At 73.4% G+C, this 17,993-nt stretch carries 19 protein-coding genes; 12 read left to right on the top strand and 7 right to left on the bottom strand.

From position 1 onward, the window contains the following. Positions 1–65 precede the first annotated feature (65 nt). Positions 66–284 (top strand): translation initiation factor IF-1, encoded by a 219-nt coding sequence (gene infA, locus Z164_RS0108750; RefSeq protein ID WP_024890331.1) that lies wholly within the window; start codon positions 66–68, stop codon positions 282–284. 74 nt (positions 285–358) lie between these two features. On the opposite strand, the gene clpA is transcribed toward infA, so the two are convergent. Both clpA and clpS read right to left on the bottom strand, forming a co-directional pair. After that, the gene (gene clpA / locus Z164_RS0108745; RefSeq protein ID WP_024890330.1) at positions 359–2,638 is read right to left on the bottom strand and encodes an ATP-dependent Clp protease ATP-binding subunit ClpA; all 2,280 of its coding nucleotides are present in this window, start codon (positions 2,636–2,638) and stop codon (positions 359–361) included. Between the two features lie 117 nt (positions 2,639–2,755). After that, complete coding sequence (clpS, locus tag Z164_RS0108740) at positions 2,756–3,082, bottom strand: ATP-dependent Clp protease adapter ClpS (RefSeq protein ID WP_024890329.1); 327 nt, start codon at positions 3,080–3,082, stop codon at positions 2,756–2,758. Positions 3,083–3,172: 90 nt separating this feature from the next. Between clpS and Z164_RS23325 the strand changes: the two genes are divergently transcribed. The 6 genes from Z164_RS23325 to Z164_RS0108710 all read left to right on the top strand — a co-directional run bounded on the left by Z164_RS23325 (position 3,173) and on the right by Z164_RS0108710 (position 7,449). Then, entirely contained in the window at positions 3,173–3,658 is a 486-nt protein-coding gene (locus Z164_RS23325) for a hypothetical protein (RefSeq protein ID WP_024890328.1), read from the top strand. Beyond that, complete coding sequence (locus Z164_RS23320) at positions 3,655–4,113, top strand: NUDIX hydrolase (protein WP_024890327.1); 459 nt, start codon at positions 3,655–3,657, stop codon at positions 4,111–4,113. The genes Z164_RS23325 and Z164_RS23320 overlap by 4 nt, the downstream gene beginning before the upstream one ends. Before the next feature lie 112 nt (positions 4,114–4,225). Further along, positions 4,226–5,341, top strand: a complete 1,116-nt coding sequence (gene mnmA / locus Z164_RS0108725) for a tRNA 2-thiouridine(34) synthase MnmA (RefSeq protein WP_024890326.1) — start codon at positions 4,226–4,228, stop codon at positions 5,339–5,341. A gap of 9 nt (positions 5,342–5,350) precedes the next feature. Then, positions 5,351–5,962 (top strand): high frequency lysogenization protein HflD, encoded by a 612-nt coding sequence (gene hflD / locus Z164_RS0108720; RefSeq protein WP_024890325.1) that lies wholly within the window; start codon positions 5,351–5,353, stop codon positions 5,960–5,962. A 78-nt stretch (positions 5,963–6,040) separates the two neighbouring features. After that, positions 6,041–7,234 (top strand): methyl-accepting chemotaxis protein, encoded by a 1,194-nt coding sequence (locus Z164_RS0108715; RefSeq protein WP_024890324.1) that lies wholly within the window; start codon positions 6,041–6,043, stop codon positions 7,232–7,234. Then, positions 7,234–7,449: a hypothetical protein gene (locus Z164_RS0108710; RefSeq protein ID WP_024890323.1), complete on the top strand. Its 216-nt coding sequence runs from the start codon at positions 7,234–7,236 to the stop codon at positions 7,447–7,449. Before Z164_RS0108715 ends, Z164_RS0108710 begins: the two co-directional genes overlap by 1 nt. A gap of 453 nt (positions 7,450–7,902) precedes the next feature. On the opposite strand, the gene Z164_RS0108705 is transcribed toward Z164_RS0108710, so the two are convergent. Next, positions 7,903–10,677 carry a bifunctional diguanylate cyclase/phosphodiesterase gene (locus tag Z164_RS0108705; RefSeq protein WP_024890322.1) on the bottom strand — a complete coding sequence of 925 codons (2,775 nt, stop codon included), beginning with the start codon at positions 10,675–10,677 and terminating at the stop codon, positions 7,903–7,905. A gap of 158 nt (positions 10,678–10,835) precedes the next feature. Here Z164_RS0108705 and Z164_RS0108700 point away from each other — a divergent pair, with 158 nt between their 5' ends. Both Z164_RS0108700 and Z164_RS0108695 read left to right on the top strand, forming a co-directional pair. Then, entirely contained in the window at positions 10,836–11,594 is a 759-nt protein-coding gene (locus Z164_RS0108700) for a sensor histidine kinase (RefSeq protein ID WP_024890321.1), read from the top strand. 39 nt (positions 11,595–11,633) lie between these two features. After that, positions 11,634–13,364: an EAL domain-containing protein gene (locus tag Z164_RS0108695; protein ID WP_024890320.1), complete on the top strand. Its 1,731-nt coding sequence runs from the start codon at positions 11,634–11,636 to the stop codon at positions 13,362–13,364. A 15-nt stretch (positions 13,365–13,379) separates the two neighbouring features. Here the strand turns inward: Z164_RS0108695 and Z164_RS0108690 are convergent, their stop codons facing one another. The 4 genes from Z164_RS0108690 to flgA all read right to left on the bottom strand — a co-directional run bounded on the left by Z164_RS0108690 (position 13,380) and on the right by flgA (position 16,071). Next, positions 13,380–14,591, bottom strand: coding sequence for an ATP-binding protein (locus Z164_RS0108690; RefSeq protein ID WP_043689639.1), 1,212 nt, complete (start codon positions 14,589–14,591; stop codon positions 13,380–13,382). Between the two features lie 67 nt (positions 14,592–14,658). Beyond that, a complete protein-coding gene (locus tag Z164_RS0108685; protein WP_024890318.1) occupies positions 14,659–15,006 on the bottom strand; it encodes a flagella protein in 348 nt (115 codons plus the stop codon). Beyond that, positions 15,003–15,317, bottom strand: coding sequence for a flagellar biosynthesis anti-sigma factor FlgM (gene flgM, locus Z164_RS0108680; RefSeq protein WP_024890317.1), 315 nt, complete (start codon positions 15,315–15,317; stop codon positions 15,003–15,005). Before flgM ends, Z164_RS0108685 begins: the two co-directional genes overlap by 4 nt. Before the next feature lie 100 nt (positions 15,318–15,417). Beyond that, positions 15,418–16,071, bottom strand: a complete 654-nt coding sequence (gene flgA, locus Z164_RS0108675) for a flagellar basal body P-ring formation chaperone FlgA (RefSeq protein ID WP_152540897.1) — start codon at positions 16,069–16,071, stop codon at positions 15,418–15,420. A gap of 93 nt (positions 16,072–16,164) precedes the next feature. On the opposite strand from flgA, the gene Z164_RS0108670 reads away from it, so the two are divergent. The 3 genes from Z164_RS0108670 to flgC are packed head-to-tail and all read left to right on the top strand — an operon-like array spanning position 16,165 to position 17,977. Then, positions 16,165–17,112, top strand: a complete 948-nt coding sequence (locus Z164_RS0108670) for a chemotaxis protein (protein ID WP_024890315.1) — start codon at positions 16,165–16,167, stop codon at positions 17,110–17,112. Positions 17,113–17,166: 54 nt separating this feature from the next. After that, on the top strand, positions 17,167–17,565 hold the full coding sequence (gene flgB, locus Z164_RS0108665; protein WP_024890314.1) for a flagellar basal body rod protein FlgB: 399 nt from the start codon (positions 17,167–17,169) through the stop codon (positions 17,563–17,565). A 4-nt stretch (positions 17,566–17,569) separates the two neighbouring features. Beyond that, positions 17,570–17,977 (top strand): flagellar basal body rod protein FlgC, encoded by a 408-nt coding sequence (gene flgC / locus Z164_RS0108660; RefSeq protein WP_024890313.1) that lies wholly within the window; start codon positions 17,570–17,572, stop codon positions 17,975–17,977. Positions 17,978–17,993: the final 16 nt, after the last annotated feature.

Genomic DNA, 17,993 nt, shown 5'->3' with positions numbered 1-17,993 from the left:
GAGAATGGCGCGTTTTCCGGGCCGCGAACCCGCGCCCGACATACCCAGAGCGACAACCAGGACGCATGGCGAAAGACGACGTCATTGAATTCGAAGGCACCGTTTCCGAGACCCTCCCGAACACGATGTTCCGGGTCAAGCTGGAGAACGGCCACGAGATCATCGCCCACATCTCGGGGCGGATGCGCAAGAACTACATCCGCATCCTGACCGGCGACCGGGTCAAGGTGGAGATGACTCCCTACGACCTGACCAAGGGCCGCATCACCTACCGCATGAAGTAGGCTCCGGCCCGGACGCGAAGAAGGCGGCCCGAAGGCCGCCTTTTCGTTGCGCCGGTTCCGGACCGGACCGCCCGCTACTCGACGGTCGCCGGCAGCAGCTTCTCCGGCTCCGGCCGGGCCTCGACGACCAGCCGGTCGTCGCGCACGTCGATGCTCACCCGGCCGCCGCCGACCAGCTTGCCGAACAGCAGTTCGTCGGCCAGCGGGCGCTTGACCTGGTCCTGGATCACCCGCGCCATCGGGCGCGCGCCCATCTGCGGGTCGAAGCCGTGCTGGGCGAGCCATTCGCGCGCCTCGGCGGTGGCGGTCATCGACACGTTCTTCTCGTGCAGCTGGCTCTCCAGCTCGATGATGAACTTGTCCACCACGCGCAGGATGTGCTCGAAGCCCAGCGGCTGGAACTGCACGATCGCGTCCAGGCGGTTGCGGAACTCCGGGCTGAAGCTGCGCCGGATCACCTCCATCGCGTCGGTGCTGTGGTCCTGGCGGGTGAAGCCGATCGAGCGCCGCGACGCCTGCGCCGCGCCGGCGTTGGTGGTCATCACCAGCACCACGTTGCGGAAGTTCGCCTCGCGCCCGTTGGTGTCGGTCAGCACGCCGCGGTCCATCACCTGCAGCAGGATGTTGAAGATGTCCGGGTGCGCCTTCTCGACCTCGTCGAGCAGCAGCACGCAGTGCGGCGTCTTGACGATCTTCTCGGTCAGCAGGCCGCCCTGGTCGAAGCCGACGTAGCCCGGAGGCGCGCCTATCAGGCGGCTGACCGAGTGCGGCTCCATGTACTCCGACATGTCGAAGCGCACCAGCTCGATGCCCAGCTGGTGGGCGAGCTGGCGGGTGACCTCGGTCTTGCCCACGCCGGTCGGCCCGGCGAACAGGAAGTTGCCGATCGGCTTGTCCGGGTTGGCCAGCCCCGAGCGGGCCAGCTTGATCGCCGAGGCCAGCGACTCGATCGCCGGGTCCTGGCCGAAGATGACCATCTTCAGGTTGCGCTCCAGGTGCTGCAGCACGTCCTTGTCGGAGGCGCTGACCTGCTTGGCCGGGATGCGCGCCATCTTGGCCACGATCGCCTCGACCTCCTCCACGTCGATCAGCCGCTTGCGCACGTCCTCGGCCAGCAGGCGCTGGCGCGCGCCGGCCTCGTCCATGACGTCGATGGCCTTGTCCGGCAGCAGGCGGTCGGCGATGTGCTTGACCGACAGCTCCACCGCCGCCTGCAGCGCCTCGTCGGCGTAGGTAACGTCGTGGTGCGCCTCGTACTTGGGCTTGAGCCCGCGCAGGATCTCGATCGCCTCGCCGGTGGTCGGCTCGACGATGTCGATCTTCTGGAAGCGCCGCGCCAGCGCGCGGTCCTTCTCGAAGATGCCGCGGTACTCCTGGAACGTGGTCGAGCCGATGCAGCGCAGCTCGCCCGAGGCCAGCGCGGGCTTGATCAGGTTGGAGGCGTCCATGGTCCCGCCCGAGGCCGAGCCGGCGCCGATGATGGTGTGGATCTCGTCGATGAACAGCACCGCGCCCGGGTGCTTGCGGATCGCCGCCAGCACCGCCTTCAGGCGCTTCTCGAAGTCGCCGCGGTACTTGGTGCCGGCGACCAGGGCGCCGAGGTCGAGGGAGTAGATCACCGCGTCGGCCAGCACCTCCGGCACCTCGCCGTCGACGATGCGCTTGGCCAGGCCCTCGGCGATCGCGGTCTTGCCCACGCCGGCCTCGCCGACGTACAGCGGGTTGTTCTTGCGCCGGCGGCACAGCACCTGGATGGTGCGCTCGATCTCCTCGGCGCGCCCGACCAGGGGATCGATGCGGCCCTCGCGGGCGGCGGCGTTGAGGTCGGTCGCGTACTCGGCCAGGGCGTCGCCCTTGCCCTCGCCGCCCTCGCCCGCCGGGCCCTCGGCCTCCTCGCCCGACGGCGCGGCCTCGCCCTCGCCGGTCTTGGCGATCCCGTGCGACAGGTAGTTGACCACGTCCAGCCGGGTGACGTCCTGCTGGTTGAGGTAGTAGACGGCGTGGGAGTCCTTCTCGCCGAAGATCGCCACCAGCACGTTGGCGCCGGTGACCTCCTTCTTGCCCGAGGACTGCACGTGGTAGACCGCGCGCTGGAGCACGCGCTGGAAGCCCAGGGTGGGCTGGGTGTCGCGCCCGTCGGCCTCGTCGAGCTTGGAGACGCTGGTGGCGATGGCCTGCTCGAGGTCGGCGCGCAGGCGCTGGAAATCCACGCCGGTGGCCTTCAGCACGGCTTCTGCGGACGGGTTGTCCAGCAGCGCCAGCAGCAGGTGTTCGACCGTCATGTACTCGTCGCGGGCCTCGCGGGCCCGCTTGTAGCACTGGCCGATGGAATACTCGAGATCCTTGCTGAACATGGGGCGGATGCCTCCGGAAAGTCTACGGCCGATGTGGGGTCGGTCCGCCGCAATTCCATCCGGCGTGACCGCCACCCGCGTTGCGGAACCTCAGCGCTCCGGAGGCTCCCCGTCCTTTTAGGCCCTTTCCATGGTGCACAGCAAGGGATGCTGGTTGAGACGGGAGTATTCGTTCACCTGCGCCACCTTGGATTCGGCCACCTCGCGACTGTAGACCCCGCACACGCCACGGCCGCGTGTATGCACGTGGAGCATGATCTGGGTGGCCTTTTCCATGTTCATGGCGAAAAAGCGCACCAGCACGTCGATGACGAAGTCCATCGGCGTGTAGTCGTCGTTGAGCAGGACGACCGAGTACAGGGGCGGCCGCGCCAGCTCCGGGCGGCCGGTCTCGACGGCGACGCCGTGCTCGTGGTCGTGCGGGTGTGCGGGATCGCGTGGCATGGGCGCAATTATACGTTCCGCCGGCGTCGCCGCATGGACGTCGCCGGGCCCCGGAGCGCAGAATGGAACGCTGTTTCCCGGGATTTCCGCATGCGCCCCGCCCTCGCCACGCTCCTCGCCCTGCTCTGCACCCCCGCCCTCGCGCAGGAGGCGGCGATGCCCGCGCCGCAGCCCGACGACCCGGTCGCCGCGCGGCTGGCCGAGCGCGGGATCGACTACGAGATCGACCGCGACGGCGACTACCGGGTGGTCTATTCCTGGGCGCGCGAGGAACGCAGCCAGCTGGTGTTCGTGTCCGGGCGCGCCGAGGAAATCGCCGGCCAGCGCATCCGCCAGGTGTTCTCGCCCGCCGCACGCCTGACCGGCGACCTCGACGCCGCCGCCGCCAACGGCCTGCTGCGCGACAGCCAGACCCGCAAGCTGGGCGCCTGGGAGGTCTCCGGCGACATCCTCTACTACGTGATCAAGCTGCCGGAGGCGTCGGACGCGGCGCTGCTGGAGCTGGCGATGTCGGCGGCGGCCGAGATCGCCGACGACAAGGAGCTGGAACTGACCGGCGGGCAGGACGCGCTGTGAGCGGCGGCGAGGCGCGCTGGCAGCCCGACGTGACCGTGGCCGCCCTGGTCGCCGACGGCGGCCGGCTGCTGTGCGTGGAGGAATCGATCGGCGAGGGGCTGGTGCTGAACCAGCCCGCCGGGCACCTGGAGCCCGACGAAGGGCTGGTGGAGGCGGCGGTGCGCGAGACCCTGGAAGAGACCGGCTGGACGGTGCGCGCGACCCACTTCGTCGGCGCCTACCAGTGGACCGCGCCGGGCGGCCGCCACTTCCTGCGCTTCGCCTTCGCCGCGCAGCCGCTGGCGCACGATCCGCAGCGGCCGCTGGATGCCGGCATCCAGCGCGCGCTGTGGCTCACGCCGGCCGAGCTGCTGGCCGCCCGCGCGCGCCACCGCAGCCCGCTGGTGTGGCGCGCGGCGGCCGACTACCTGGCCGGTCGCCGCTACCCGCTCGACCTGGCCGCGCGGCTGCCGTGAGCGCGCCTGCGATCATGGCCGGCGCTCGCCCCCTCCCATCCTCCCCCGCAAGCGCGGGAGGTGAACGCGTGCCGTGCGCAATCGGCCACGAGTACATGCCAATTCCCCGAACATGACAGCGAGGATCATCGTCGGTGTTTCAGGCGGCGTGGATTCGTCGGTGGCCGCGCTGCTGCTGCGCGAGGCCGGGGAGCCGATCGCCGGGCTGTTCATGCAGAACTGGGCCGACGACGGCAGCGGCGACTGCCGCGCCGAGGACGACCGCCGCGACGCGGTGGCGGTGTGCGGGCGGCTCGGCATCCCGATCCACTTCCGCGACTTCTCCACCGAGTACTGGCAGGGCGTGTTCGAGCACTTCCTGGCCGAGTACGCCGCCGGGCGCACCCCCAACCCGGACGTGCTGTGCAACCGCGAGATCAAGTTCCGGCACTTCCTCGACGCCGCCCATGCGCTGGGCGCCGAGCGCATCGCCACCGGCCACTACGCGCGCATCGACCGCAGCCGCGGCGCCTGGCGGCTGCTGCGCGCGCGCGATGCCGGCAAGGACCAGAGCTACTTCCTGCACCAGCTCGGCCAGGCGCAACTGGCGGCCACCCGCTTCCCGCTGGGCGACCTGCCCAAGCGCGAGGTGCGCGCGCGCGCCGAGGCCGCCGGCCTGCCGACCGCGGCGAAGAAGGACTCCACCGGCATCTGCTTCATCGGCGAGCGCGACTTCCGCGCCTTCCTCGGCCGCTACCTGCCGGCGCGGCCCGGCGAGATCCGCACCCCCGACGGGCGCGCGGTCGGCACCCACCCCGGGGTGTTCTTCTTCACCCTCGGCCAGCGCGAGGGCCTGCAGCTGGGCGGCGTGCGCGGGTTCGCGGCCGCGCCCTGGTACGTGGTCGGCAAGGACGTGCCCGGCAACGTGCTGGTGGTCGACCAGGACCGCGACAGCCCCTGGCTGATGTCGCGCACGACCTGGACCGAGGCCGCGCACTGGATCGCCGGCGCGCCGCCGGCGGCGCGCTTCGAGGCCCTGGCGCAGACCCGCTACCGGCAGGCGGCCGAGCCCTGCAGCGTGCGCATCGGCGACGACGGCGCGCTGGAGGTGCGCTTCGCGCGGCCGCAGCGCGCGGTGACGCCGGGGCAGTCGCTGGTGCTCTACGACGGCGAGGTCTGCCTGGGCGGGGCGGTGATCGCGCGCACGGATGCGCCCGCGGGGCGGGCGGTCGCAGGCGACACGCTCTAAACTAGCGGGATGAGTGCATCCTTCGACGATCGCGTGCTGGCGCTGGGCGCGCTGGCCCAGTCCCTGCAGCAGGTCCGTTCCACCGCCGAGACCGGGCAGTCGCGCAGCGACGCCGCCGAGGCGGTGCTCGACAGCGTGTTCCGCATCGACGCCGATTCCGTCGCCGACGTCTACGGCGGCGTGCCGCGCCTGCACCCCGGGCTGCGCCTGCTGCGCGACTCCCTGCTCCGCCAGGCCCAGGACGAATCGATCCCGCGGCTGGCGCTGGCGGTCATGCGCCTGGAGCGGCGCTTCAGCGCCGAGCCCGGCGCGATCGAGGCGGTCGCCGCCGGCCTGCAGCGGATCGCGCCGCAGGCCCGGGCCCAGGGCAGCACCCACCCCGAGGTGCTCAACGCGCTGGGCGCGCTGTACGCCGAGACCATCAGCCAGCTGCGGCCGCGGGTCATGGTGCAGGGCTCGCCGCACTACCTGGGCCAGGCGGCGGTGGTGGCTGAGATCCGCGCGCTGCTGCTGGCCGCGGTGCGCGCGGCGGTGCTGTGGCGCCAGCTCGGCGGCAGCCAGTGGGACCTGCTGTTCTCGCGCGGACGCATGCTGGAGTCGCTGCAGCGCCTGCTGCCCTGAGCGCGCCCCGCGCGAGGCCGGGCTAAAGCCCGCCGCGCCGGGGCCGATACCGGGATCGTAGAACCTCCCGGAGCGCCCATGTACGCACGCCTCATGATCCGTCTCGCAGCGCCGCTGTCGCTGACCCTGCTGCTGCCGGTCGCGTTCGCGCTGGGCTGGCCCGCGCCCGTGCGCTGGGCGATCCTGCTGACCCTGGCCGCGAGCTGGCTGGTGCTGGGCTTCTGGCTGGTGCGCCGCGAGACCGGGCGCTCGCCCGAGCACGCGCGCATCCTGCAGGAGCAGGACGAGCTGCTCGGCGAGCTGCGGCAGTTCGTGGGCGCCGAGATCGAGGGCTCGCGGATGGAGGTGGAGCGCGCGCGCGAGCTGATCCGCCAGGCGGTCAGCGGCCTGGGCAGCAGCTTCGAGGCGATGAACCGCAAGTCGCGGCAGCAGGCGCAGGCGATGTCGCGCATCCTCGACCGCACCGGCGATGCCGAGGGCGCCGGCGGCGCCGACGTCGCCCGCTTCGCCCAGCACGCCAGCCAGCGCATGGGGCAGCTGGTCGAGGCGCTGGAGCAGGTCAGCGGCCAGAGCACGGTCACCGTGGCCCACATCGACGAGATGGCCGGGCACCTGGACGGCATCTTCGCCCTGCTCGAGGACGTGAAATCGATCGCCGACCAGACCAACCTGCTCGCGCTCAACGCCGCCATCGAGGCCGCGCGCGCCGGCGAGGCCGGGCGCGGCTTCGCGGTGGTGGCCGACGAGGTGCGCAACCTGTCCGAGCGCTCCACCGCCTTCAACGAGCAGATCCGAAAGCTCGCCCACAGCTCCAAGGAGTCCATCGCCAAGGTCCGCGACACCGTGTCCGGCATGGCCTCGCGCGACCTCGACCGCTCGCGCGAGGCGCGCGCCGAGGCCGCCGGCATGCTCGACCAGGTCGCGGCGATCAACCGCTCGCTCAGCGAGGGCATGCGCGAGATCTCCGAGTGCGGGCGCGCCATCGACGGCAACGTCGCCGAGGCGGTGCGCGCGCTGCAGTTCGAGGACATCGCCACCCAGGCGCTGGGCGGCGTGCATGCGCACCTGGAGCGGTTGAACGCGATCAACCGCGAGGCCATCGAGCTGCAGGACCTGCTGCGCCGCAACGGCGGCGCGCTCGACGAGGAGCTGCTGCGCGCGCTGCAGCGCATCGGCCAGCGCCTGCGCGAGATGCGCCGGACCTGGGAGAAGCCGCCGCACAAGCCGGTGACCCAGGAAGGCATGGGCGCCGGTACCGTCGAACTGTTCTGATGCGCCGGACCGGTGCGCCCGCGGCCTCCGCGCCGCGGGCGCCGCACCCGCCGCCCGCCGCCCCGGCGCGCCGCCGGCACGACGAGGCGCTGCAGCGGCTGGAAGACCTGGCGGCCGAGGAGCTCCGGCGCCTGGCGCGCGCGCACGAAGCCCCGGCCGCGCCCGGCGACCCGCTCGGCGGCTGCATCGACTGGGACCTGGGCATCGCCGGCTAGGAGCGTGGGCGGCAGAAATGTTCGAGGCGAAAAGGCGACTGCGCGAGGACAGATTTTCGACGATTCGCCGGCCTGTAGTGGTGCTACAGGCCCAGAATCGGCGGAAATATGGACCGCGCAGGTGGCTTTGCAGCCCGGACGATTTCTGCCGCCCACGCTCCTATGGCCGGCGGACGCCGTCCGGGCGGCACGGCGCCCCGCGCGTCCATTTCCGCGCCGCGTCTTGGCCTGCAGGCCGACGACAGGCCGGCGAAGCGACACGAACCCCCCTCGCCCGGCACGCCGTTCACCTCGAACGTTGCCGTCGCCCGGGCTCCACGTCGCCAGGCCGTAACGCCGCCAGCGCGCCGCATCGTTCCGCCGGCGTTCGGGCTCTTTTCCGAATGCCCGCGCCGGGACGCGGCACGGGGCCAGGCGCTCGCGCGCCGCAGGAGCCGCCGGCAGCCGGCGCGCTCAGGCGCGCAGCGCGTTCGCGCCGCAGCCGCACCCGGCGGCCGCCGGGTGGCGGTCGCGCCCGCGCAGGCGCAGCCAGTCGGCCATGTCGCGCGCGGCCAGCGGACGCGAGTACAGATAGCCCTGCACCTCGTCGCAGCCGTGCTCGCGCAGCAGCCGCTCGTCCTCCGGCTGCTCCACGCCCTCGGCCACGACCTGCATGCGCAGCGACTGGCCGAGGCCGATGATCGCGCGGGTGACCTCGCCGGCGCCCCGCCCCTGGCACAGCGCCGAGATGAAGCTGCGGTCGATCTTCAGGCGCCCCACCGGAAAGCGGCTCAGGTAGCTCAGGTTGGAGAAGCCGGTGCCGAAGTCGTCGATCGCCAGCGCGATCCCCGCCTCGGCCAGCACGTCGAAGCACGCGCGCAGGGCCTGGGTGTCGCGCAGCAGGGCCGATTCGGTCAGTTCCAGCTCGAGCCGCGCAGGCGGCCAGCCGGCGGCGGCGCAGTGCGCCACCGCGCGCTCGGCGAAACCCGGGTCGCGCAGCTGCATGGCCGAGACGTTGACCGAGATGCGGCCGAAGGCCAGGCCCGCCCGGTGCCAGGCGGCGGCCTGCCGGCAGGCCTCGCGCAGCACCCAGTCGCCGATCGCGACGATGTCGCCGCTGGCCTCGGCGATCGGCACGAACTCGTCCGGCGGGCAGTGGCCCAGGCCGGGCCGGTGCCAGCGCAGCAGCGCCTCGATCGACGGCGGGCGGTCGTCGGCCAGCGAGATCAGCGGCTGGTAGGCCAGCGAGAACTCCTCGCGCTCCAGCGCCACGCGCAGCGCCTGCTCGATGTCGATGCGCCGGCGCGCGCGGCTGCAGCCGTCGGCGGAATGGAACTCGATGCGGTTGCGGCCGCCGCGCTTGGCCGCGTGCAGGGCGCTGCCCGCCGCGCGCAGCAGGTCGTCGAAGCCGGCGCCTGCGGGCAGCATGGCGATGCCGACGCTGGCGCCCAGCCGCAGCGATTCGCCGCCCACCGTCAGTGGCGCGGCCAGCGCCGCGGCGATGCGCTGGGCGGCCGCGAACGCGCCGGATCGATCCCCGGCCTGGCGCAGCAGCACCAGGAACTCGTCGGCGCCGAAGCGCCCGAACGGGTCGCCGGCATCGACGTGGGCGTGCAGCCGCGCGGCGCAGGCCTTGAGCACGGCATCGCCGGTGGCGTGGCCGAGCGATTCGTTGATCCCGGCGAAGCCGTCGAGATCGATCAGCAGCAGCGCCGGAGGCGCCGCGGCGGCCTGCAGCGCGGTCTCCACCTCGCGCCGCAGCAGCGCCCGGTTGGGCAGGCCGGTCACCAGGTCGTAGTGCGAAAGCAGCTCGATGCGCTCGCTGGCCGCACGTTCGCCGGTGACGTCGCGAAACAGCACCAGGTGGCGCGGACGGGCGTCGCCCGGCCGCTCGAAATCGACCACCGCCTGCACCCAGACCTGGCGCCCGTCGGGACGGTAGAAGCACAGCTCCAGCGTCTGCGGCGGCGCCCCGTCGGCGGTGCGCAACAGCGCCGCCTCCAGCGCCTGGCGGGAGTCGCTGGCGTACTGGCCGAGCAGCGCGTCGAGCGCCGGCGGCGCCGCGTCGCGCCCGTGCAGGCGCGCGCATTCCTCGGTCCACTGCAGGGCGCGGGTGGCGGCGTCGATCTCGCAGCCGCCGATGCGGCCGAGCCGCGAGACCCGCCGCAACAGTTCGGTGCGGTGCCGGATCAGCGCGTCGGCGCGGCGCTGCGCGCTAACGTCCTGTACCTGCGCCAGCACCCGCTGCGGCGCCCCGCGCGCGTCCAGGCGGGACTCCGCCCAGACCAGCAGGTGCAGCCGGTCGCCATCCGGGTCGTCGAGCGCCAGCTCGAAGCGCGCCAGTTCCTCGCAGCGGCGCAGCCTGCGCCAGGCTCGGCGCAGGGCGTCGCGGCCCGGCCGGGCGCAGCGCCGCAGCCAGTCGCGCATGCGCAGGCCCTCGCCCAGGCCCACCAGCGCGCGCAGTGGTGCCGAGCACCAGACCACGTCGCTGTGCACGTCCCAGGTCCAGCTGCCCATGCCGGCGATGCGCTGGGTCTCCTCCAGCAGCGCGCGATGCTCGCGCAGCCCCTGCTCCAGCTGCTTCTGGGTGCCGATCTCGGTGTGGGTGCCGGCCATGCGCAACGGCGCGCCCGCCGCGTCGCGCGCGACCACGCGGCCGCTGTCGCGGATCCAGCGCCAGCTGCCGTCGCGGTGGCGGATGCGGTACTCGCACTGGTAGCTGGGCGAGCGCCCGGCCAGGTGCGCCTGCAGGCTGGCGCGCACGCGCTCGCGGTCCTCGCCATGCACGCCCTCGAGACTGTCGGCCAGCGAGCCGGGCAAGGGCTCGTCCGGCGCGTAGCCGAGCATGCTGCGCCAGGACGCCGAGCGCTGCAGCGCGTCCCGGCCCACGTCCCACACCCACAGGCCGTGGCCGGCGTGGTGGATGGCGTCATGCCAGCGCCCGGCGGGCTCGGGCTCCGGCACGCTCAGCGAAAACGCGGCGCCGGCCTCGCCGCCGATGCCGATCGCGCGCATGCATGCCTGCAGCAGGCCATCCGGCCCCGGCAGCAGGCACTCGACCGCGGCCGCGCCCTCGCGCAGCCGCCGGCGGGCATCGGCCAATGCGCCGGCATGCCGCTGCACGGTCCGGTCCAGGCCGAGCGCGCGCGCCGCGGCATTGGCCGCAAGGCAGCGCCCGTCCCGGTCGAGCAGCAGCAGCGCGCTGGGCAGCGGATGCTGCAACAGGCTGGCGATGACGCCGGAATCCATCGAGCCGTCCACTCCCCTCGCTGCGCGTCGCGTCGTCGCCTGCGTACCCATCAACCCCATAGCGGCGGCGCGGCGGCGAAATTGAGCGCGCCGGCGCCTGTTCCCGCGCTTTCGCAGGCCCTAGACTGGCCGGCGAAGTGGAGACGAGGGCGCCGCGCATGGGACCCGGCCGCACCGACGACGGCACCGATCCGAAGCCCGATACCGAATCGCGCCAGCGCCTGGCCCGGCCGCCGCTGGCGTCGGCGGAGGCGCCGCCCGCCGACAGCCGCGAGCTGCGGGCGCTGGCCGCGCGCATCCTCACCGTGCAGGAGGACGAGCGCCGCACGGTCTCGCGCGCGCTGCACGACGACGTCGGCCAGTCGATCACCGCCATCCGCATGTCGGCGGCCGCGGCGATGGACGAGGCCGATCCCGCGCGGCGGCGCGACGACCTGGAGGACATCCTGGTCCTGGCCGACGCCACCCTCGCCCGCCTGCGCGACCTCTCCACCCTGCTGCGCCCGCCGCAGCTCGACGCGCTGGGCCTGGAGGCGGCGCTGCGCTGGCATGCCGAGCGCCTGTTCCGCGGTACCGCGACGACGCTGGAGCTGGACATCGCCGCGCTGCCGCGGCGGCCGGCGCGGGAGATCGAGCAGGCCGGCTTCCGCATCGCGCAGGAGGCGCTGGACAACGCGCTGCGCCATGCCGGCGCCGGCCGGGTGGCGCTGCGGTTGCGGGCGCATGCGCACGGGCTGGACCTGCACGTGGAGGACGACGGCACGGGCTTCGACCCGGCGCGGGCCGGGACGCCGGGGCTGGCGCTCATGCGCGAGCGCGCGCGGCTGGCCGGCGGCGCGCTGCGGATCGAATCGGCACCGCGGCGCGGCACGCGCGTGTCGGCCGCGTTGCCCTACGAGCCGCCCGCCGTCAGCTGAGCGCGCGGCGCGGCGCGCGCGGCCGCTTAGAATGTCGTCATGCTGCACGCCGATCCGGACATTCCGCCGCCCCTGCCCCGCCTCGGCGCCGGGCATCCGGAAATCGCCGCCAGGGTGCGCGCGGCCGCGGAGGGCGGACCGCCGCTGGTGCTGCTGCACATCGACATCGAGCACTTCGCCTCGATCAACCAGAACATGGGCGTGGAGGTCGGCAACGCCGCCCTGCGCACCGTCGGCCAGCGCCTGGCCGGCCGCCTGCGCGGCCGCGGCCGGGTCTGGCGGCACGGCAGCGACGAGTTCGTGGCGGTGGCCACGCTCGAGGACGGCGCCGAACCCGCGCAGGCGCAGGCGCAGGCGTTGGCGCAGTCGCTGGTCGCGGAGATCGAGCAGCCGCTCACCGTGCTGCCCTACACCCTGTTCCTCGGCGCGAAGGTCGGGATCAGCCTGTGCCCGCAGCACGGCACCGATCCGAGCGACCTGCTGCACCTGGCCGAGAACGCGGTGCGCCACGCCTCGCACCTGATGCACGAGCCGGTGCACGTGCACACCGGGGCCGCCAGCGAGCGGGTGCAGAGCGAGAGCGCGATCGCCCGCCAGATCGTGGACGCGCTGCCCAACGGCGAGCTGCGCCTGCGCTACCAGCCCAAGATCAGCGCCCGCGACGGCCGCGTGGTCGGCATGGAGGCGCTGGTGCGCTGGCAGTCGCCGGTGCTGGGCCTGCTGCTGCCCGAGCGCTTCCTGCCCACCGCCGAGCGGCTGGGCGTGATCGTGCAGATCGGCGACTGGATGCTGGAACGGGTGATCGCCCAGGTCCGGCACTGGCGCGAGCAGGGCTTCGACGACTTCTTCGTCGCGGTCAACGTCTCCACCCTGCAGCTGCTGCAGCCGAACTTCGTCGACCGGCTGCTCGGGCAGATGCAGCAGGCGGGCCTGCCGATGTCGGCGATCGTGCTGGAAGTCAACGAGAGCGCGCTCAACAACAACGCGCAGGCGGTGTTCCAGGCGATCAGCGCGCTGCGCCACGAGGGCATCGGCCTGACCCTGGACAACTTCGGCACCGGCGATGCCAGCCTGGGCGCGCTGGTGCGCTACCCCGCCGACATGCTCAAGATCGACCGCAGCTTCATCAACGCCGCCCACGACGGCAGCCGCGAGACCGCGATCGTGCGCGCGATGATCGCCATGGGCCACCAGCTGGGCATGAAGGTGATCGCCAACGGCGTGGAGACCGAGGCGCAGCTGGGCTTTTTGCGCCGCGCCGACTGCGACTGCTTCCAGGGCTACCTGTTCGGCGAGCCGATGAGCGCCGAGGGCGCCGGCCAGGCGCTGCGCCGGCGCTACCTGCGGCCGGAGCTGTTCGCCGCCAGCAAGCCCGACCGCACGCTGCTGCTGGTCGACGACGAGGAGAACGTGCTGCGCTCGCTGGTGCGCCTGTTCCGCCGCGACGGCTACCGGATCCTGGCCGCGGGCAACGTCCGCGACGCCTTCGGCCTGCTGGCCACCAACGAGGTGCAGGTGATCCTGTCCGACCAGCGGATGTCGGAGATGGACGGCACCGAGTTCCTCGGCCGGGTCAAGATGCTCTACCCCGACACCATCCGCCTGGTGCTGTCGGGCTATACCGACCTGGCCACGGTGACCGACGCGATCAACCGCGGCGCGATCTACCGCTTCCTGACCAAGCCCTGGGACGACCACGAACTGCGCGAGCACATCCGCCAGGCGTTCCGCACCTACGACGGCCAGCGCGCGCGCGAACCCGCGTTGTAGCGCCGCGCCGGCGGGTCAGCCCGCGCGCGCGGGCTGGCGCACCGGCAGCACCACCTTGAAGCGGCTGCCCCGGCCCGGCGCGCTGTCGACCTCGATGCGGCCGTGGTGCTTGGCGACGATGCCGTAGGAGATCGACAGCCCCAGCCCGGTGCCGGTGCCCACCGGCTTGGTGGTGAAGAAGGGATCGAAGATGCGCTGCTGCATGTCGGCGGGAATGCCCGGGCCGTCGTCGGAGATCTCGACCCAGACCATGCCGTCGGCGTGCCCGGTGCGCAGCCCGATCGTGCCGCGCTCCTCGATCGCCTGGCCGGCGTTGAGCAGCAGGTTCATGAACACCTGGTTGAGTTCCGACTGCAGGCACTCGACCATCGGCAGGGTGCCGTACTCGCGCTCCAGGGTGACCTTGTAGCGCAGCTCGTTCCAGACGATGTTGAGGGTGGATTCCAGGCCGGCGTGCAGGTCGGCCAGCTTCCACGCGCTGTCGCGGTCGGTGCGCGAGAAGTCCTTGAGGTCGCGCACGATCCGGGTCACCCGCTCGATGCCCTGCCGCGACTCGGTCATCAGCTGCGGCAGGTCGCGGCTGATGAAGTCGATGTCCAGGCGTTCGCGGGTGGTGTCGATCTCCGCCTGCATGGCCTGCGGGTCCGGCGAGTGCAGCGCGCGCTCGTAGACGTCGATCAGCGCGAACAGGCTGCTCAGGTATTCCTGCAGGCTGGCCAGGTTGGAGTGCACGTAGCCGATCGGGTTGTTGATCTCGTGCGCGACGCCGGCGGCGAGCTGGCCGATCGAGGCCAGCTTCTCGGCCTGCAGCAGCTTGGCCTGCGCCGCGGTCAGGCGCACGTTGAGCTCCTCGTGCCGGCGCAGCAGCTCCTGCTCGCCCTCGCGCACCAGTCCCGGGTCCTGCAGCAGCAGCAGGAAGCGGCCCTCGTGCTCGTCGAGCACGTACAGGCGCGCGGCGAGCATGCGGCCCTCGCCGAACGGCAGGTAATCGCTCCAGCGGCCCTCGTCGCGCGCCTGCGGCAGCGCGTGCGGCGGCAGCAGGTCCTCGATCCGGGCATGGGTTTCCGACCACAGCGGGTGCGCCCGGCACAGCACCTGAGCCGCGGGATTGGCGTAGACGAGGCGGCCGTCGTCGGCGTAGAGCAGCACGCCTTCCTGCAGGCGGCACAGTACGGCGGCGAGCAGGTCGGGCGGCAGCGACGCGGAATCCTGGAACGAAGGCGTCACGGCGGGCGGCGGGACGTGGGCATCGGCCGCATTCTACGGGGCCGGCATCGCGCGCAGGCCACGGCGCTCAGGCCACCGCCAGCCGGCGCGGCCCCGGGCCGCGTTCGGCGCGGCCGCTGGCGTCGTAGGCGGGCGCGCTCTCGCTGCGGCCCAGGTGGCGCAGCGCCCAGTTGATCTCGCGCCGCCGGCGCGCCAGCAACGCGCCGTTGGCGCGGTTGCGCTCGGCCAGTTCCGCCAGCGGACCGGCGAGATCGCCGCCGTCGCCGTCGGCCGCGCGGCCCTCCAGCTCGCGCAGGGCGGCCAGCTTGGCCTGGGTCGAGCGCATCAGCGCCTCGGCGTCGCGGCCCAGCAGGGCCTCGCGCTCGTCGGCCAGCGCCCCGGCCAGGCGCTCCAGGCTGGCGGCGAGATCGCTCATCGGCCGCCGAGCCGGGCGTCGAGGTCGAGCATGGCCGCGGCGATGGCCTCGGCATCGACGCGGTAGGTGCCGGCCGCCAGCGCCTCGCGCGCGGCCTGGACCCGCGTCGGGTCGATCGCCGGCTGCGCCGACGCCTCGCGCTGCATCGCCCGCAGGCCGGCGGCCTCGCCGGTCAGGCGCAGGCTGTCGCCGGCGGCGGCGGCCTCGACCGGCGCCTGGCGGGCATCGCCCGCGCGGGCGACCTGGCCGCCGAGCGCAGCGGCGCCGCGCAGCGCGGCCGGCGGCGGCAGGCCTTCGATCTTGTGGCTCATGGCAGGGGTCCTCGCATGCAAGCCGTGAAAGGGGACGTTGCCGGTATCGGCCGATCCGGCGAGGTCTTTAGGGCGAACGTGGAGAGGCCGGCCATGCGGCTCAGCGCCCCACCAGGATATCGCCGTCGGCGCCGACCACGCCCTGCACCACCCGGCGCGAGGACAGGTTCTCGGCGCTGACCCGCTCGCGCTCGCCGGCATCGCCCAGCGCACGGCCGGCCATGCGCACCTCGACGCCGCCGCGGCGCGAGACCAGGGCGACGGTATCGCCGCGGCGCACCAGCCGCGGCGCGGCCAGGTCGTTGGCGGTGAGCACGCTGCCGGCGACCAGGGTGCGCCGCGCCACGCGGCCCTCGGCCTCGGCCGGATCGGCCAGGGCGACGCCGGCGATGCGCCCGGGATCGCGGCGCTCGAGCGCAAACATGCCCGCGGCGACCGGCTCGCCGGCCGCCACCGCGCGCGAGAGCACCAGCACCGTCTGGCTGCGGCGCACCCGCACCGGCACGAACAGGCGCCAGCCCGCCGGGCAGCTCACCTCCACCGTGCCGGCGCCGGTGCGCTGCGCCTCCAGCGGCTGCGCGCAGCGCGGCATGCGCAGCGCCAGATCGAGGGTGGCCTCGGCCTCGCCCGCCTCCACCGCGCCCAGCGCGGCGGCGCGGATCGTCTCCACCGGCTGGAAACCGTCCTGCGCCGCCGCCGGCAGGGCGAGCGTGAAGAGCAGGGGCAGCAGGCGGCGCAGGCGGGCGGGCGGCATGGCATCGGGGCGCGACGGGTTGCCCCTTCCCGGTGCAAGGCCCGTGCCGGGCCGCGCGCTCAAGGGCGCGCGCGCCGGGCCGATACCGGCGGCATGTCGCAGGATCTGCTCGACCGCATCGACCAGCGCACCCGCCTGGCCGGCCACAACCGGCTGGCGCTGCTGCTGTTCCGCCTCGGCGGCCGCCAGCTTTTTGGCGTCAACGTGTTCAAGGTGCAGGAAGTGCTGCGGCGCCCGCCGCTGTTCCGCGTGCCCGGGCTGCCGGCGCAGTTTTCCGGCGTGGCCGACGTGCGCGGACGCAGCGTGCCGGTGCTGGACCTGGGCCTGGCGATCGGCCACCCGGAACGGCGCGACGAGCAGTCGCCCGGCTACCTGGTGGTGACCGAGTTCAACCGCTCGGTGCAGGGCTTCCTGGTCGGCGAGGTGGAGCGCATCGTCAACATCGCGGTGGCCGAGATCCAGCCGCCGCCGGACCTGGGCGCGGAAGGCGGCTACCTGACCGCGGTCACCCGCTACCAGGGCGAGCTGATCCAGGTCATCGACGTCGAGAGCGTGCTGGCCGACATCTCGCAGGCGCGCATGGACGCCGAGCTGCCGCCCGAGTACGCGCTGCCGCCGGGCGCGCCGCCGATGCAGGTGCTGGTGGTGGACGATTCGCGGGTGGCGCGGCAGCAGATCCGCAGCGTGCTCGACCAGCTCGGGGTCGGCGTCACCCTGCTCTCCGACGGCCGCCAGGCGCTCGACCACCTGCTGCAGCTGCACGCCGCCGGCGAACCGCCGGCCCAGCGCTACGCGATGGTGGTCTCCGACATCGAGATGCCGGCGATGGACGGCTACACGCTGACGACGGAAATCCGTCGGCACCCGGGCCTGGCCGACCTGTACGTGCTGCTGCACACCTCGCTGTCGGGGGTGTTCAACACCTCGATGGTGCAGCGCGTGGGCGCCGACGCCTTCGTCGCCAAGTACAGCCCGCACGAACTGGCCGACCAGGTGGTCGCGCGGCTGCGGCGGGTCGCCGAGCGCGCCGGCGCGGCGTAGCGTCTGGCACACGGCTTGCAGCGCCTGCCGACGGGAGTCCGCCGGAGCGCTGCGATGTCCAACCCGATCTCGTCCTACCTCGGCCTGCAGGCCGACGCGCTGCCGCTGCGCGAGCAGCGGCTGAAGCTGATCGCCAGCAACCTCGCCAACGCCGACACCCCGGGCTACCTCGCCCGCGACCTCGATTTCGACGCCGCGCTGCGCGCCGCCGCGCAGGCGCGCGAGGCCGGCCGCCCCGCCGCCGAGCCGCACCCCGGCCACCTGCCGCTGCCGGCGGCCGAGTCGCCGTTCGCCGTCGCCCGCACCGCCGCGCAACCCAGCCTGGACGGCAACAGCGTCGATCCCGACGCCGAACGCGCCGCCTACGGCCGCGCGGCGCTGGAATACCGCGCCTCGCTGAGCTTCCTGGAATCCAAGGTGCGCAGCCTCATGACCGCCATCACCGGACAGTGACCCGATGAGCAACCTGCCGATCTTCGACATCGCCGGCTCCGCGCTGCAGGCGCAGTCGGTGCGCATGAGCACGCTGGCCAGCAACCTCGCCAACGCCGATTCCGTGGCCGGCTCCCCGGAGCAGGTGTACCGGCCGCTGGAGCCGGTGTTCCGCGCGACCGCGCACGCCCACGACCCGGCGCTGACCGGGGTCGAGGTGGGCGGCATCGTGCGCCGCGACACGCCGCCGGTGCAGCGCTACGAACCCGGCCATCCGCTGGCCGATGCGCAGGGCTACGTGTACGCGCCCGACGTCGATCCGGTCTCGCAGATGGTCAACCTGATCTCGGCCTCGCGCAGCTACCAGGCCGGCGTGGAGATCCTCAACACCGCCAAGGACCTGGCCGTGGCCACCCTGACGATGGGCCGCTGAGCGCCCCGGAGCCCCG

This window comes from Luteimonas huabeiensis HB2, from assembly GCF_000559025.1.
GTDB lineage: Bacteria > Pseudomonadota > Gammaproteobacteria > Xanthomonadales > Xanthomonadaceae > Luteimonas > Luteimonas huabeiensis.
Note: the sequence above shows the minus strand (reverse complement) of the source record. Positions and strands in the feature narration are given on the sequence as shown.